The organism is Bradyrhizobium sp. HKCCYLRH3059 (assembly GCF_051168035.1).
Taxonomy (GTDB): domain Bacteria; phylum Pseudomonadota; class Alphaproteobacteria; order Rhizobiales; family Xanthobacteraceae; genus Bradyrhizobium.
Window position 1 is genome coordinate 1,139,531 of sequence record NZ_JBNPUF010000001.1, and the last position, 13,639, is coordinate 1,153,169.

A 13,639-nucleotide genomic window follows, 5' to 3' on the forward strand; every position below is an offset into this window, starting at 1 on the left:
GTCCGAACGGTGCGATGATCAGGCGCTGTTCCACTTCCGGCGCCGCGAACCTTAGTTTGCACGAGAGCCAAGTCAATCAATCGCCCTGCATGCTGCCATACGATCCTATCATGCGGCGCGGCCGACCATCGTCCGCAATGAAGCCGACATACGAGCCGTTCCGGAAAACGGGACTGCGGCCCGCGGCGCCGGACGTTGACGCTCGTCAAGGCCGGCGCATGGCGCGCGTGCTTGATGCGGTCATGGATATCCTGACCTTCGGCGCGGCGGGCGCCGCGCTGCTCGTCACGCCCGGCCCAACCAACACGCTGCTCGCCACTGCCGGTGCGAGTCGTGGCGTGCGCGCCTCCGTTCATCTGCTGCTCGCCGAGCTTGCCGGCTATCTGCTCGCGATCGCGACGCTGCGCATCACGCTCGGTCCGCTCGTTGCGACCGCGCCGCTGGTCGGACATGCTCTCCGTGTCGTGGTCGTCCTCTATCTGCTGCACCTCGCGGCCGCGCTCTGGCGCCATGGCAGCAGCAGCGGCGCAAGCGATGCGGCGCCGGTCACCCTGCGCGGCGTGTTCATCACGACGCTGTTCAATCCAAAGGCCATCATCTTCGCCTTCACCTTGCTGCCGCCGGAAGGCGATGCGGCGAGCCTATGGCCGTTCCTGGTCGTGCTCGGGCTCTCGACCGCGACGATCGGAGGAGCCTGGATCGTGCTCGGCGCGACGCTGCGCTGCGGTCTCGGACATGTCGTGCCGGCGTGGCTCGGCTATCGCTGCAGCGCTGCGGCCCTGGCGCTGCTCGCCTGCGTGATCCTGGCGCCCGCCCTTGGCGCGCCGTGAGCGGTTCCGCTTGTTACATTGTTGCTGATCGACAACCGCGCCGGCCACGTGCTATCCGCTCGCCGAACAGGGGGCGCGGTGCGCAGCATTGGCAAACGAGACATCACGAGCCGTCCGCGCATGCTGCGCCGGATCGTGGCTGCCTGCCTGATGCTCGCCTATGTCCTCGCGGGCGCGCTGCACGGCGCTTGTGACATCGACGTCGCCCATCCCTCCGCGGGCAAGCCGGAGATCGCGTCGCTGCTCGACCGAGCGGGCCACACCGATCAGCGCGGCATCGCCGACCATCATTGCCATGGCTGCTTCTCGGTGGCCGTGCCGCAGCCGCAGTTCGCCGCCGTCCCGGCCGAGGTCGTCGCCGCAACCGGCTGGGCCGTTCCCCTGCTCAGTGCAGGCGTCCTCCCCGAGTCCGAGTCTCCGCCGCCAAAACGCCTGAGCTGACGCAACGTGCCGGACGGCCGATGCCGTCCATCCTTGCCCGTCCAGACAGGTTCATCTCATGCCATTCCCCGGGATGGCTGCGCGTGCCATCGGCGCCGCAGCCCTGCTCGCTCTGTCCGTGCACGCCTCCGCGGCGCAGACGCTGACCCTCCGCGCGGCGCTGTCGCGCGCCCTCGCCGCCAATCCACGGCTATCCGCCGCCGACCGCGACATCGGCATCGCCTCCGGCCAGCGGCTCCAGGCCGGCGCGCTGCTCAATCCGGAGCTGTCCTACGAGCAGGACAATTCATTCGGCTCGGGTCAATATCGCGGCACGCGATCGGCCGAGACGACCTTGCAGATCAGCCAGGTGTTCGAGTGGTTCGGCAAGCGCGACGCCCGCATCGCCGCCGGCCAGGCCGGTGTGCGCGTCGCCGAGATCCAGCGCCAGGCGGTGCGGCTGGAGATTTTGTCGGAGACCGCGATCGCCTTCGTGACGGTGCTCGCCACGCAGCGGCGCATCCGGATCCTCGACGATCAGGTCGCAGCGCTCGATCGCCTGACGCCGCTGCTGCGCCGTCGCGTCGAGGCGGGCGCGTCGTCGCCGGCGGAGACCGGCCGCGCCGAGGTCGCCTCGGCGCTGGTGCGCGCCGATCGCGAGCGCGTCAAGGCGACGCTTTCGAGCGCACGCCGCGAGCTCGCCGTGCTGATCGGCGACAGCTCGGCGAAGCTCCCGGCCGTCACCGGTCGGTTCGATGCGACCGGCCAGCCGCCGGCGTTCCAGACCGTGATCGCGGCGATCGATGCCAATCCGCAGCTCGTCCGCTGGACCGCGGTCTACGCGCAGCGCAATGCCGAGCTGCTGCTGGCGCGGCTGAAGCGGTACCCCGACGTCCGCATCGGTGCCGGCTGGCGGCATTTCAACGACACGCAGGACGACGCCGTCAGGCTCAGCGTCTCCGTGCCGATCCCGGTGTTCGACCAGAACCAGGGCAATATCCTCTCGGCGCAGGAAAGCCTCGCCAAGACCGAAGCCGAGCGCAAGGCCAACCGCAACGCGCTGCTGGTGATCGCCGGCCGCGCCTACGACTCGCTGCAGGGCTCGCTGCGGGAATTGTCCGTGCTGCGCGAGATCGCAATTCCGAAGGCGCAGGAGGCCGCCGACGAGATCGCGCAGGGCTACAGCGCCGGCCGCTTCTCGTTGCTCGAGGTGCTGGACGCACAGGCGAGCGTGGCGCAGGCGCGGCTGCGCGAGCAGGAGGCGCTGCAGAACATCCATGTCGCCGTGGCGACGATCGAAGGCCTGGTCGGCCGTCCCTTCACCCTGGAACGGGAGACTGCGCGATGAGACCATCCACCGTCATCCTCATTGTCATCCTGGCGGCCGCCGCCGGCGCCGGCGCATCGCGCCTGCTGGTCGAGGCGGAGCCGCAGGCCCAGGCAACCGTCGGCCATGCCGATCATGCCGAGAAGGCACCGAAGGACCATGTCGAGCAGGACGAGCATGGCGCCGACCGCATCCGCATCAGCGACGTGAAGCTCGCCGCGGCCGGCGTCGCGCTCGCCGAAGCCGGCCCTGCGACCTTGTCGGATACGCTGGCGTTCAACGGCGTGCTGCGCGCCAATCAGGAAGCGCTGGTGCAGGTGACGCCGCGCTTTCCGGGCATCGTCCGTGCCATCAAAAAGCGCATCGGCGACACCGTCGCCAAGGACGAGCTGCTCGCCGCGATCGAGAGCAATCAGAGCCTGACCTCGTATGATCTCAAGGCGCCGATCGGCGGCACCATCATCGACCGCCAGATCTCGCTCGGCGAATACGCCTCCGAGCAGAAGCCGGCCTTCGTGGTCGCGGATCTCTCCACGATCTGGGTCGACCTGTCGATTTATCGCCAGGATCTCCGGCGCGTCCGCCTCGACGACGAGGTGCTGATCGATCCAGATGACGGACGCGGCGCGATCCGCGGCCACGTGTCCTACATCGCCCCCGTCGGCGCCAGCGAGACGCAGACCGCGCTTGCCCGCGTCGTGCTGGCCAATCCCGACGGCCGGCTGCGCCCGGGCCTGTTCGTCACCGCGCGGCTGGTTCTCGCCAAGCGCAGCGTCGCCGTGGCGGTCCGCGCGAGCGCGATCCAGACCCTGGAGAACAAGACCGTCGTGTTCGTGCGCGAGGAGGGCGACAAGATCGAGGCGCGCCCCGTGGTCACCGGCGAGTCCGACCCGACCTATGTCGAAATCCGCGATGGCCTCGCCGCCGGCGAACACTACGTTGCCGAGAACAGCTTTGTGGTGAAGGCGGAGATGGGCAAGGGGGAGGCCGAGCATGATTGACGCGATCCTCGGATTTGCCGTGCGCCAGCGCTGGCTGGTGCTGATCGTTGCGCTCGCCGCCGCCGGATTCGGCGCCTGGAATTTCACCCGGCTGCCGATCGACGCCGTGCCCGATATCACCAACGTGCAGGTGCAGATCAACACCAAGGCGCCCGGCTACTCGCCGCTCGAGACCGAACAGCGCATCACCTTTCCGGTCGAGACCGCGATGGGCGGCCTGCCGAAGCTGGACTACACGCGCTCGCTGTCGCGCTATGGGTTGAGCCAGGTCACCGTCGTGTTCCAGGACGGCACCGACATCTATTTCGCGCGCCAGCTCGTCAACGAGCGCATCCAGCAGATCAAGGATCAGCTGCCCCCGGGCGTCGAGGTCGCGATGGGACCGCTCTCGACCGGGCTCGGCGAGATCTTCATGTATGCGGTCGAAGCCAAGCCCGGCGCCAAGACGCCTGATGGCACCGACTACTCGCCGACCGATCTGCGCACCATCCAGGACTGGATCATCCGACCGCAACTGCGCGGCGTGCCGGGCGTGATCGAGGTGAACACGATCGGCGGCTTCGAGCGCCAATTCCACGTGCTGCCCGATCCCGGCCGTCTGATGGCCTACAAGATCAGCTTCCGTGACGTGATCGCGGCGCTGGCGTCCAACAATGCCAATGTCGGCGCCGGCTATATCGAGCGCAATGGCGAGCAATATCTGGTGCGCGCGCCCGGCCAGGTCGGCAGCGCCGCCGAGCTGAAGGACATCGTGATCGGCGCCCGCGGCGGCACGCCGGTGCGCATCGGAGACGTCGCCGAGGTGACCGAAGGGCGCGACCTGCGCACGGGGGCGGCGACGCTCAACGGCGAGGAGGCGATCCTGGGCACGGCGATGCTCCTGATCGGCGAGAACAGTCGCGCCGTTGCGCGCCGCGTCGCCGCCCGGCTCGACGACATCGCGAAGTCGCTGCCCGAGGGCGTGGTCACGCGCACGCTCTATGACCGCACCCATCTGGTCGAAGCGACGATCCGCACCGTGGAGAAGAACCTGCTCGAAGGCGCCGCGCTGGTCGTCGTCGTGCTGTTCCTCCTGCTCGGCAACATCCGGGCCGCACTGGTCACAGCCTGCATCATCCCGCTGTCGATGGCGATGACCATCACCGGCATGGTCGAGAGCAGGGTGAGCGCCAACCTGATGAGCCTCGGCGCGATCGATTTCGGCATCATCGTCGACGGCGCCGTCATCATCGTCGAGAACTGCCTGCGGCTGCTGGCCCAGGCGCAGCATCGCAAGGGCGGACTGCTCACGACCGCCGAGCGGTTGCAGACCATCATCAGCGGCGCGCGCGAGGTGATCGGGCCGAGCCTGTTCGGCACCGGCATCATCGCCGTGGTCTATCTTCCGGTGCTGACGCTGACCGGCGTCGAGGGCAAGATGTTCACGCCGATGGCGCTGACGGTGCTGATGGCGCTCGGTGCCGCCGTGCTGTTCTCGATCACCTTCGTGCCGGCAGCGGTCGCGATCTTCGTCACCGGCAAGGTATCCGAGCGGGAGAACCTCATCATGCGCGGCGCGCGGCGGGTCTACGCGCCGCTGCTGCGCGGCGTGATCGCGCACCGCCTGATGGTCGTAGCCCTGGCCGTGGTGATCGTCGCGGCGAGCGGCTTTGCCGCGACGCGCATGGGCGGCGAGTTCATTCCGAGCCTTGACGAGGGCGACGTCGCGCTCGCGGCCCTGCGCATCCCCGGAACGAGCCTCACCCTCTCGGTCGACCTGCAGAAGGCGCTGGACGCGCGGCTGCGACGCATCCCGGAGGTGAAGGACGTGTTCACCCGCATCGGCACGGCCGAGGTCGCGACCGATCCGATGGCGCCGTCGCAGGGTGACGGCTACATCATGCTGAAGCCGCGCCAGGCGTGGCCCGACCCGGCGAAGCCGAAGGCGCAGCTCGTCGCCGAGATCGAGGCGGCGGCCGACGAGATCCCCGGCAGCAACTACGAGATCTCGCAGCCGATCCAGTTGCGCTTCAACGAGCTGATCTCCGGCGTGCGCAGCGACGTCGGTATCAAGATCTTTGGCGACGATCTCGATATCCTGCAGGGCGCGGCGCGCCAGGTCGAAGCCGCGATCCGCGGCGTCAATGGCGCGACCGACGTCAAGACCGAGCAGGTCGCGGGGCTGCCGATCCTGACGGTCAGGATCGACCGCCAGGCGCTGTCGCGCTACGGCCTCAGCGTGGCCGAGGTGCAGAGCGTGGTCGAAATCGCGATCGGCGGCAAGGCGGCCGGAAAGCTGTTCGACGGCGACCGCCGCTTCGACATCGTCGTCCGCCTCCCCGAGCGTCTGCGCGGCAATCTCGATGCGATCCGCGCGATCCCGATTCCACTGCCGGCGGGTGAGGAGGCGAATGCCGCGCCGCTGCGCACCGCCTTCTCCTCGGCCGCACAGCCGCGCTACGTGCCGCTGTCGTCGGTCGCGGCCGTGGCTTCGGCGCCGGGGCCGAACCAGGTCAGCCGCGAGAACGGCAAGCGGCGGATCGTCGTGTCAGCCAATGTTCGCGCCCGCGACCTCGGCTCGTTCGTGACCGAGGCGCAGGCCGCCGTCGCGGAGAAGGTCAAGCTGCCGCCAGGCTATTGGATCGGCTGGGGCGGACAGTTCGAGCAACTGGTGTCGGCAACCAAGCGTCTCACGATCGTGGTGCCGATCGCGCTCGCGCTGGTGTTCCTGCTGCTGTTCATGAGCATGGGTTCGTTCGCCGATGCCGCGCTGGTGTTCTCCGGCGTGCCGTTGGCGCTGACCGGCGGCATCGCGGCGCTGCTGCTGCGCGGCCTGCCGCTGTCGATCTCGGCCGGCGTCGGCTTCATCGCGCTGTCAGGCGTCGCCGTGCTCAACGGCCTGGTCATCATCGCTTTCATCGAACGGCTACGCCGGGAGGGACGCTCGGTGCGGGCCGCGGTGGAGGAGGGCGCGCTGGCGCGATTGCGGCCGGTGCTGATGACGGCGCTGGTCGCCTCGCTCGGCTTCGTGCCGATGGCGATCGCGACCGGCGCCGGCGCCGAGGTCCAGCGCCCGCTCGCCACCGTCGTCATCGGCGGCATCATCTCGTCGACGATGCTGACGCTGCTGGTGCTGCCGGCGCTCTACGTGCTGTTCAGACGCGAGGCGCGGTCCGCGTCGGCATAAGCGGCATGCAGTTCCCGACTTGATAGCTGCATGCCGCCCGCCCGCGACGGCGTCGGGACCTAGTTGAAGGCCATCGGCGCCGCGCTGGCCATCCAGCCGTCGGAGCGTGCATTGCGGGCGAACCGCTGATATCTCGGCGCACGGGCCTCGCGCGTGACACGAGCCGCTGCGCCGAACATCGTGGAACCGCCGTTCGGGTTCACGATCGCGTAGCCGGCGATCGACCGCGGATGCTCGCGGGTGACGTGACCGCCGGAATTGCCGTCATGCACATACCAGACATTGCCGGCGACCTGCTGCTGCAGGATCATGACGTGGCCGGAGCGGACCGCCGCCATGCCCGGTGCGGGAGCCGCGCGTGGAAAGCGACGCCAGTTGGATGCGAGATTCAACTCGGGAATGACCCGGCCGAACGTGTAGAGCGACGCTTCGCAGCCGCAGAAGGCATGCGGGCATCCCGACGGCCGGCCACCGACGACGCGGCCCTCGCCGGGGATCGAGGCCATGGCGTTCATGAAGGAGTGATGGTGTCGGTACGAGTAGTGATGATGATTGTGACGAGGACGGGCCTCGGCTTGAACGGAGAGAGCCAGCAATGCGGCGACGACAATTACAACGCGGTACATTCGGAGGACTCCTGTACACTGTGAAATCCCCCTGCCGCGCGCCAATCAACGTCCAAACATGTCCTCAAAGTGACCGAATCGCCCCCGAGCCATGCAAATGCGGGACGGCGCTGCCCGCTCGGACTGGTTCCAAATCATTCGAAATGATTGACTCTCGGCGTCGAGGATGACTCACAACAAATGAATGTTCCGCCTTGGGAAGATCAGACTACCTACTAACAGCGCGGCGACCGCGGCTGGCCTTCAGTCGTCCTAATAGCCACAAAGATGCAATCAGGATAAGTAACATCCTCCACGCGTGCCGCGCTCTTGGGCATTCCGTTCCAGACCACGACAGGAGATCGTCATGACCACGTTCCGCGGCAGTTGCCTCTGCGGCCGGGTCGGCTTCGAGGTCGATGGGCCGTTCGACAACTTCCTCAATTGCCATTGCTCGCGCTGTCGCAAGGCCAGCGGCACGGCGCACTCCTGTGAGGTCATCGTCAAGGCGTCGGCGCTGCGCTGGATGCGGGGCAAGGCGAACGTCACACGGTTCGACCTGCCGCAGGCGCGCAGCTTCGCCACCGCCTTCTGCAGCACTTGCGGCAGCCCGATGCCGCATCTGACGCGCAGCGGCCGCGAGGTGATCATTCCCGCCGGGAGCTTCGACGAGCCGCTCGGCGCCGCTCCCGATCGACACGTGCATTGGGCGTCACGTGCCGACTGGTACGTTGATGGTGACGGGCTGCGCGTCGAGGACTGACGCAATCAGAATGCCGCTCGTCGGGCGACTCATGCCCCTCACGCCGAGATCGGACAAGCCTGTCGAGGCTTCATATCCGCCCGACCGCCGCTGCGTCCGGAATCCGATTTCACGAGCAAGTTCAGGCTGATTTGGGCTGTCCAGTCCCGGCAGAAAAAATATCCTGCTTGGCGATTTCGGAAAATCATGATTGTTTGTCGCTGTCCCGCCTCATCGACGAGGGGCGCTGCGCGGTCGTCACGAAGCGTGGAGTGCGGGATGTGATGGGCGGGCCGGTTTGCAGCGTGGTCATTCGCGCCGACGAACAACACCGGCTCGTACGGTCAAGTCGCGTGGTCCTGATACCCCGCGTGGTCCTGATACCCCGATGCCGGTATCAAGCCTGCGCCGGCGCTGACAGCGCCGCGTGGGTGACGGTGACCAACAAGCCCGGCGCACCGGGGAGAACGCGAAGCAGCCGTGAAAACCATCGCGCAGGGAGGGCCGGATCGTTCCGGCTGGACCTGTGGTACCTGCCGCCTGCGTTTTTCGAGCAGGCGGGCCACGGGCCTCAGTCGAGGTCCGGCCTTCCCTGCACCCTCTCGTTTGAAGAGGGTGAGACCACTGTATCACTCGGACGCCTGGGCGCCGCGAGGCTAAGGACGCACATCCCCATATGCACATCCCATATGCCTCAAAATTGTTGATCACGACGGCGCCAATGGCTCGGTGCCCACCCTCCCCTGGAGGGGGAGGGTCGGTCGCCCGCGAAGCGGGCGAGCGGGGTGGGGTGATCTCTCCGCGAGCGCTTGTGCACGTGGAGAGATCACCCCACCCCGGCTCACGTTTCGCTTCGCTCACCACGAGGCGACCCTCCCCCTCCAGGGGAGGGCGGGCACCGAGCTCGCGGCTTAGCTTTGGAGAGCGACTGATGCGGATCCATAGGGCCCGTTTTGAGGTGTCGGCTATGTTTCCGAACACCTTCACGGCAGTTGTCCGGGCCACGCCCTGCACGGCGACGAGGGCGGAGAGGCGATGCAGGAGCCGTCTCCCCTTCGCCATTGACCGCCCCATCGATTGGCCTATCTCTTCAACACCGCAAAGAAACGGAACTGGATCCCCTGATGACCGCACATTTCAGCAGCTTCGATACCGCCATCGATCCCGTGAAGCTCGACCGCCTGGCCGAGGTGGCGGTGAAGGTGGGCCTGCAATTGCAGCCGGGTCAGGATCTGCTGCTGACTGCGCCCTCGATGGCGCTGCCGCTGGCGCGCAAGGTCGCCGAACACGCCTACAAGGCGGGCGCTGGGATCGTGACCTCGTTCTTCTCCGACGAGGAACTGACGTTGGCGCGCTACCGTTTTGGCCGTGACAACAGCTTCGATCGCGCCGCCGACTGGCTCTATCAGGGCATGGCCAAGGCGTTCTCGGAGAACACCGCGCGGCTCGCCATCGTCGGCGACAATCCGATGCTGCTGTCCGGCCAGGATCCGGCCAAGGTGGCGCGCGCCAGCAAGGCCAACTCCAAGGCCTATCAGCCGGCGCTGGAAAAGATCACCAATTTCGAGACCAACTGGAACATCATCGCCTATCCGAGCCCGTCCTGGGCCAAGCTGGTTTTCCCGGACGTGCCGGAGGAGGTCGCGGTGGCGAAGCTCGCGGACGCGATCTTCGCAGCGTCGCGTGTCGACCGCGAGGATGCCGTGTCCGCCTGGGAGCGCCACAACGCGGTGCTGCGCGAGCGCACCGAATGGCTCAACGGCCAGCGCTTCAGCGCGCTGCATTACACCGGACCCGGCATGGACCTGACGATCGGTCTCGCCGACGGCCATGAATGGGAGGGCGGCGCCTCGACCGCCAAGAACGGCATCACCTGCAACGCCAACATCCCGACCGAGGAAGTGTTCACGACGCCGCATTGCCGTCGCGTGTCGGGCCACGTCGTCAGCTCCAAGCCGCTGTCCTATCAGGGCACGCTGATCGACAACATCCAGGTGAAGTTCGAGGAGGGCCGCATCGTCGAGGCCAAGGCCTCGAAGGGCGAGGAGGTGCTGAACAAAGTGCTCGACACCGACGAGGGCGCGCGCCGGCTCGGCGAAGTCGCGCTGGTGCCGCACTCCTCGCCGATCTCCAAGAGCGGCCTGTTGTTCTACAACACGCTGTTCGACGAGAACGCGGCCTCGCACATCGCGCTCGGCCAGTGCTACTCCAAATGCTTCGTCAACGGCACGTCGCTGTCGCCGCAGCAGATCGCCGCCCAGGGCGGCAACCAGAGCCTGATCCACATCGACTGGATGATCGGCGCGGCCGACACCGACATCGACGGCCTCCATGAAGATGGCCGCCGCGTCCCGGTGTTCCGCAAGGGCGAGTGGGCCTGACGCATGACGGGCCGGCGCCACGCGTGCACCGGCCCGAAGCGAGCCGCGAGCGATGCTCGCGGCGGTGTCGTCGTCGATCGAACCTGCCTACTGCTTGGCGCTGCCGGTGGTGGCCTGCACGTCGATCGTGATCCGCTCCGACATCACCGGCTTGTTGTGGGGGATGTGGCTCCAGTCGCCGAGCACGAGCTGCAAGGTGTGCTTGCCCGGCGTGAGATTGACCGAGGCTTCAGTCTGGCCCTTGCCGAAATGCACGTGGCCGGCATCGACCGGGATCGCCTCGTTGAGTGCGTCGCCCTCGAGCGTGGGCGCGTCGATCAGCAGGTGGTGGTGCCCGGTGTTGGGAGCCTCGGTGCCGGACGGCGCGACGCCCATGCCGGACAGGCCGAAGCGGATCAGGACCGGCGAGGAGACGGTGTCGCCGTCCTTCAGGTTGATGAAGTAGGCCTTGGCGTTTTCGGGGGCGGGCGTTTCGCCCGCCATGACGAGACTGCTGGTTGCAAGGGCGGCGGCGGACAGCGTGAGGGCGAGTGCGAGGCTCAGTCGGCGCATCCTGGGAAATCCTTATCTCTGCGAAGGCGGAAAATCTTTAAAGGTGACGGCACGGCGCAGGATAGGCAGGGCGACCGGAGGGGCGCCTGTCCGCATCTTGCAGTGCGAGCAAACAGTAGATCAGCAGGTTTGGCGAGGCCGCGAACAAATTGCGGCGTTCGCGTGAAGTTTATAGCGCTTGCGTGTTTGTGATGCGACGGCTGGTCGCGGTGGTCTGTTCAAATCTTAACGATCGCGGAAAGCAGCCATTAGGTGCAATCGGCTACGGTCGCAGGCTCGTGCCGGCGTTCGCCCGGTCATTTCAGTCCCATGCATTTGAGGTCCAAGATGTCTCCGTCCTTGATCGAAACCGCCAATCTCGCCGTCGACCTGGCGCCCGCTCCGATCGAGCCGTCCTGGATCATCGAGGGCAATCCGACCGCGACCTCCTGCACCATCGCGCGCAGCAGCGACGGGCTGGGCTCGACCATCGTCTGGCACTGCACCGAGGGCAAGTTCAACTGGTACTACGATTTCGACGAGACCATCCTGATCCTCGAAGGCGCGATCACGCTGGAGAGCGAGGGCATGCCGGCGAAGCGCTACGGGCCGGGCGACGTGATCTTCTTCCGCGACGGCGCGCATGCCAAATGGCATGTCGAGGGCCACGTCAAGAAGCTCGCTTTCTGCCTGAAGACGCAGCCCTACGTGCTCGGCCTCGCGGTGCGGATCATCAACAAGCTCAAGCGCATGTTCCTGACGCCGGAAGGCCGCCGCGGCACCAGCCTTGCGGGCGCCTAGACGCCGTCGAGGATGATCACGGTCGGGACCTGTGGCAGCAGCTCGCGCGACATCTTCAAGGTGCGCTCGGCGCGGCGGTCGATCTCGAACTGCTGGCCGATCTTGCGCATGAACTCGTCGAGCGGCGTCGCGAAGCGGTGCATCGGCAGCACCACCGAGGCGCGCAGACGCTTGGTGATCTCCGAGATGCCGTCGAGCGACATCGTGTAGGTGCCGTCGATCGGCACCATCACCACGTCGAGCCGGCCGATCGCGGCGAAATGCGTCTCGTCGAGCTTGACGTGCAGGTGGCCGAGATGGCCGATGCACAGGCCGGCGACCTCGAAGATGAAGATCGAGTTGCCGTCCTTGATCATGTCGATGCCGATGGAATCTCCGAAATAGCGGCGGATGTCGGTGGTGATGTTGCGGATCAGCACGTCGCCGATTCGCTCGAAGATCTGGGCCGGCTTGCCGTCGTCGCCCCAGCCGCGCAGCACATGCGGGATGCGCGGATCGGGGGCCAGCGTGTAGTGCGTCGAATGCGCGCGGTTCATGGTGATCACGTCGGGCAGCCGTCCGACCTGATAGGCGCCGCTGTAGTCGGTCGCGATGCGGATGCCCATCGGCGTGTCGATGAAGTAGGTCGAGTGGCCGGCATAGGTGATCGTCACCTCGTTGCCGGCAGACGCCGTCCGGCGCAGGCTGACCGGCATCGCGCGCGGTTGGTCGCCGGCCATCGCCAGGCACTCGCTGGTGCGCGGCCCCGATTGCGCCAGAGCGGGCGATGCGAACGCGACCAGGACGGCAAGCAGCGAGACCAGCGAGCGCAGCATGGCAGTTCCCCTTCGACAGCGCGTGTGAGTGTAGCGGGGAATCCGGATCAGAACTATCCTCGGCGCAACGCCCGGCTCGAGAGCGCGGCGCGACGACGTGGAGAGATGGCATGACGGATCGGGTGTTGCAGCCGTTGCGGGAGATCGACGCAGGCGTGCTCCGCATTGCCTATGTCGAGAGCGGGCCGGCCGATGGCCCCGTCGTCATCCTGCTGCACGGCTATCCCTACGATATCCACTCCTATGTCGAGGTCGCGCCGCGCCTCGCCGCGCAGGGCTGCCGCGTCATCGTGCCCTATCTGCGCGGCTATGGACCCACTCGTTTCCGCAACGCATCGACGCCGCGCTCGGGCCAGCAGGCCGCGGTCGGCGCCGATCTGGTCGCGCTGATGGATGCGCTGGCGATCCCGCGCGCCGTGTTCGCCGGCTATGATTGGGGTGGCAGGGCCGCCTGCGTCGGCGCGACGCTGTGGCCCGAGCGCTGCACGGGCCTGGTCTCCGTGAACGGCTATCTGATCCAGGACATCGCGCGGGCATTGGAGCCGGCGCCGGTGCCGCGCGAGTTCGCGTTCTGGTATCAGTGGTACTTCCAGACCGAGCGCGGCCGCGCCGGGCTCGCCGCCCACCGCGCCGACATCGCACGGCTGCTGTGGCAGCAATGGTCGCCGCACTGGCGCTTCGACGATGCGACCTTCGCGCGCGCGGCGGACGCGTTCGACAATCCCGATCACGTCGATGTCGTGATCCACAGCTATCGGCATCGCTACGGGCTGGCCGATGGGGATCCGCGCTATCAGGAGCTGGAGCGGCGATTGGCGACCCTGCCCGTCATCACCGTGCCTACGATCACGCTCGATGGCGACGCCGACGGCGTGATCCCGGCGACGGACGGCCAGGCGCATGCTGCGAAGTTCGGCAACCGGATCGGCCATCGCGTGATCGCGCGGGCCGGCCACAATTTGCCGCAGGAAGAGCCGGAGGCGTTCGCCGCCGCCGTGACGGAGCTGCTGCGCTGAACGC

Annotated in this window: 12 protein-coding genes; 9 read left to right on the forward strand and 3 right to left on the reverse strand. The window is 67.2% G+C overall.

Translation table 11 applies throughout. The annotated features are described in order from the left end of the window. Positions 1–242 precede the first annotated feature (242 nt). The 5 genes from ACQR13_RS05235 to ACQR13_RS05255 are packed head-to-tail and all read left to right on the forward strand — an operon-like array spanning position 243 to position 6,744. Positions 243–830 (forward strand): LysE family transporter, encoded by a 588-nt coding sequence (locus tag ACQR13_RS05235; RefSeq protein WP_316167309.1) that lies wholly within the window; start codon positions 243–245, stop codon positions 828–830. Positions 831–851: 21 nt separating this feature from the next. Continuing rightward, complete coding sequence (locus ACQR13_RS05240) at positions 852–1,271, forward strand: hypothetical protein (RefSeq protein WP_315713694.1); 420 nt, start codon at positions 852–854, stop codon at positions 1,269–1,271. A gap of 58 nt (positions 1,272–1,329) precedes the next feature. After that, positions 1,330–2,598, forward strand: coding sequence for a divalent metal ion exporter subunit IhpA (gene ihpA / locus ACQR13_RS05245; RefSeq protein ID WP_434862631.1), 1,269 nt, complete (start codon positions 1,330–1,332; stop codon positions 2,596–2,598). Then, positions 2,595–3,578 (forward strand): divalent metal ion exporter adaptor subunit IhpB, encoded by a 984-nt coding sequence (gene ihpB, locus ACQR13_RS05250; RefSeq protein WP_315713695.1) that lies wholly within the window; start codon positions 2,595–2,597, stop codon positions 3,576–3,578. Before ihpA ends, ihpB begins: the two co-directional genes overlap by 4 nt. Further along, positions 3,571–6,744 carry an efflux RND transporter permease subunit gene (locus ACQR13_RS05255; RefSeq protein ID WP_315752153.1) on the forward strand — a complete coding sequence of 1,058 codons (3,174 nt, stop codon included), beginning with the start codon at positions 3,571–3,573 and terminating at the stop codon, positions 6,742–6,744. The genes ihpB and ACQR13_RS05255 overlap by 8 nt, the downstream gene beginning before the upstream one ends. Positions 6,745–6,803: 59 nt before the next feature. Here the strand turns inward: ACQR13_RS05255 and ACQR13_RS05260 are convergent, their stop codons facing one another. After that, on the reverse strand, positions 6,804–7,370 hold the full coding sequence (locus tag ACQR13_RS05260) for a hypothetical protein (protein WP_315752152.1): 567 nt from the start codon (positions 7,368–7,370) through the stop codon (positions 6,804–6,806). Between the two features lie 346 nt (positions 7,371–7,716). Between ACQR13_RS05260 and ACQR13_RS05265 the strand changes: the two genes are divergently transcribed. Next, positions 7,717–8,112 (forward strand): GFA family protein, encoded by a 396-nt coding sequence (locus ACQR13_RS05265; protein WP_315825904.1) that lies wholly within the window; start codon positions 7,717–7,719, stop codon positions 8,110–8,112. A gap of 1,103 nt (positions 8,113–9,215) precedes the next feature. Continuing rightward, entirely contained in the window at positions 9,216–10,472 is a 1,257-nt protein-coding gene (locus tag ACQR13_RS05270; RefSeq protein ID WP_315754977.1) for an aminopeptidase, read from the forward strand. Between the two features lie 87 nt (positions 10,473–10,559). On the opposite strand, the gene ACQR13_RS05275 is transcribed toward ACQR13_RS05270, so the two are convergent. After that, a complete protein-coding gene (locus ACQR13_RS05275) occupies positions 10,560–11,024 on the reverse strand; it encodes a DUF4399 domain-containing protein (protein WP_434862632.1) in 465 nt (154 codons plus the stop codon). A gap of 327 nt (positions 11,025–11,351) precedes the next feature. On the opposite strand from ACQR13_RS05275, the gene ACQR13_RS05280 reads away from it, so the two are divergent. Further along, entirely contained in the window at positions 11,352–11,804 is a 453-nt protein-coding gene (locus ACQR13_RS05280; protein ID WP_316172711.1) for a cupin domain-containing protein, read from the forward strand. On the opposite strand, the gene ACQR13_RS05285 is transcribed toward ACQR13_RS05280, so the two are convergent. Beyond that, positions 11,801–12,619, reverse strand: coding sequence for an MBL fold metallo-hydrolase (locus tag ACQR13_RS05285; protein WP_434862633.1), 819 nt, complete (start codon positions 12,617–12,619; stop codon positions 11,801–11,803). The genes ACQR13_RS05280 and ACQR13_RS05285 overlap by 4 nt on opposite strands. Before the next feature lie 110 nt (positions 12,620–12,729). Here ACQR13_RS05285 and ACQR13_RS05290 point away from each other — a divergent pair, with 110 nt between their 5' ends. Next, the gene (locus ACQR13_RS05290) at positions 12,730–13,635 is read left to right on the forward strand and encodes an alpha/beta fold hydrolase (RefSeq protein WP_434862634.1); all 906 of its coding nucleotides are present in this window, start codon (positions 12,730–12,732) and stop codon (positions 13,633–13,635) included. Positions 13,636–13,639 lie beyond the last annotated feature (4 nt).

Excerpts from the sequence above, each read along its gene's own strand:
- ACQR13_RS05235 (WP_316167309.1), top strand. The coding sequence starts at position 243 with ATGGATATCCTGACCTTCGGCGCGGCGGGCGCCGCGCTGCTCGTCACG.
- ihpA (WP_434862631.1), top strand. The coding sequence starts at position 1,330 with ATGCCATTCCCCGGGATGGCTGCGCGTGCCATCGGCGCCGCAGCCCTG.
- ihpB (WP_315713695.1), top strand. The coding sequence starts at position 2,595 with ATGAGACCATCCACCGTCATCCTCATTGTCATCCTGGCGGCCGCCGCC.
- ACQR13_RS05255 (WP_315752153.1), top strand. The coding sequence starts at position 3,571 with ATGATTGACGCGATCCTCGGATTTGCCGTGCGCCAGCGCTGGCTGGTG.
- ACQR13_RS05260 (WP_315752152.1), bottom strand. The coding sequence starts at position 7,370 with ATGTACCGCGTTGTAATTGTCGTCGCCGCATTGCTGGCTCTCTCCGTT.
- ACQR13_RS05265 (WP_315825904.1), top strand. The coding sequence starts at position 7,717 with ATGACCACGTTCCGCGGCAGTTGCCTCTGCGGCCGGGTCGGCTTCGAG.
- ACQR13_RS05270 (WP_315754977.1), top strand. The coding sequence starts at position 9,216 with ATGACCGCACATTTCAGCAGCTTCGATACCGCCATCGATCCCGTGAAG.
- ACQR13_RS05275 (WP_434862632.1), bottom strand. The coding sequence starts at position 11,024 with ATGCGCCGACTGAGCCTCGCACTCGCCCTCACGCTGTCCGCCGCCGCC.
- ACQR13_RS05280 (WP_316172711.1), top strand. The coding sequence starts at position 11,352 with ATGTCTCCGTCCTTGATCGAAACCGCCAATCTCGCCGTCGACCTGGCG.
- ACQR13_RS05285 (WP_434862633.1), bottom strand. The coding sequence starts at position 12,619 with ATGCTGCGCTCGCTGGTCTCGCTGCTTGCCGTCCTGGTCGCGTTCGCA.
- ACQR13_RS05290 (WP_434862634.1), top strand. The coding sequence starts at position 12,730 with ATGACGGATCGGGTGTTGCAGCCGTTGCGGGAGATCGACGCAGGCGTG.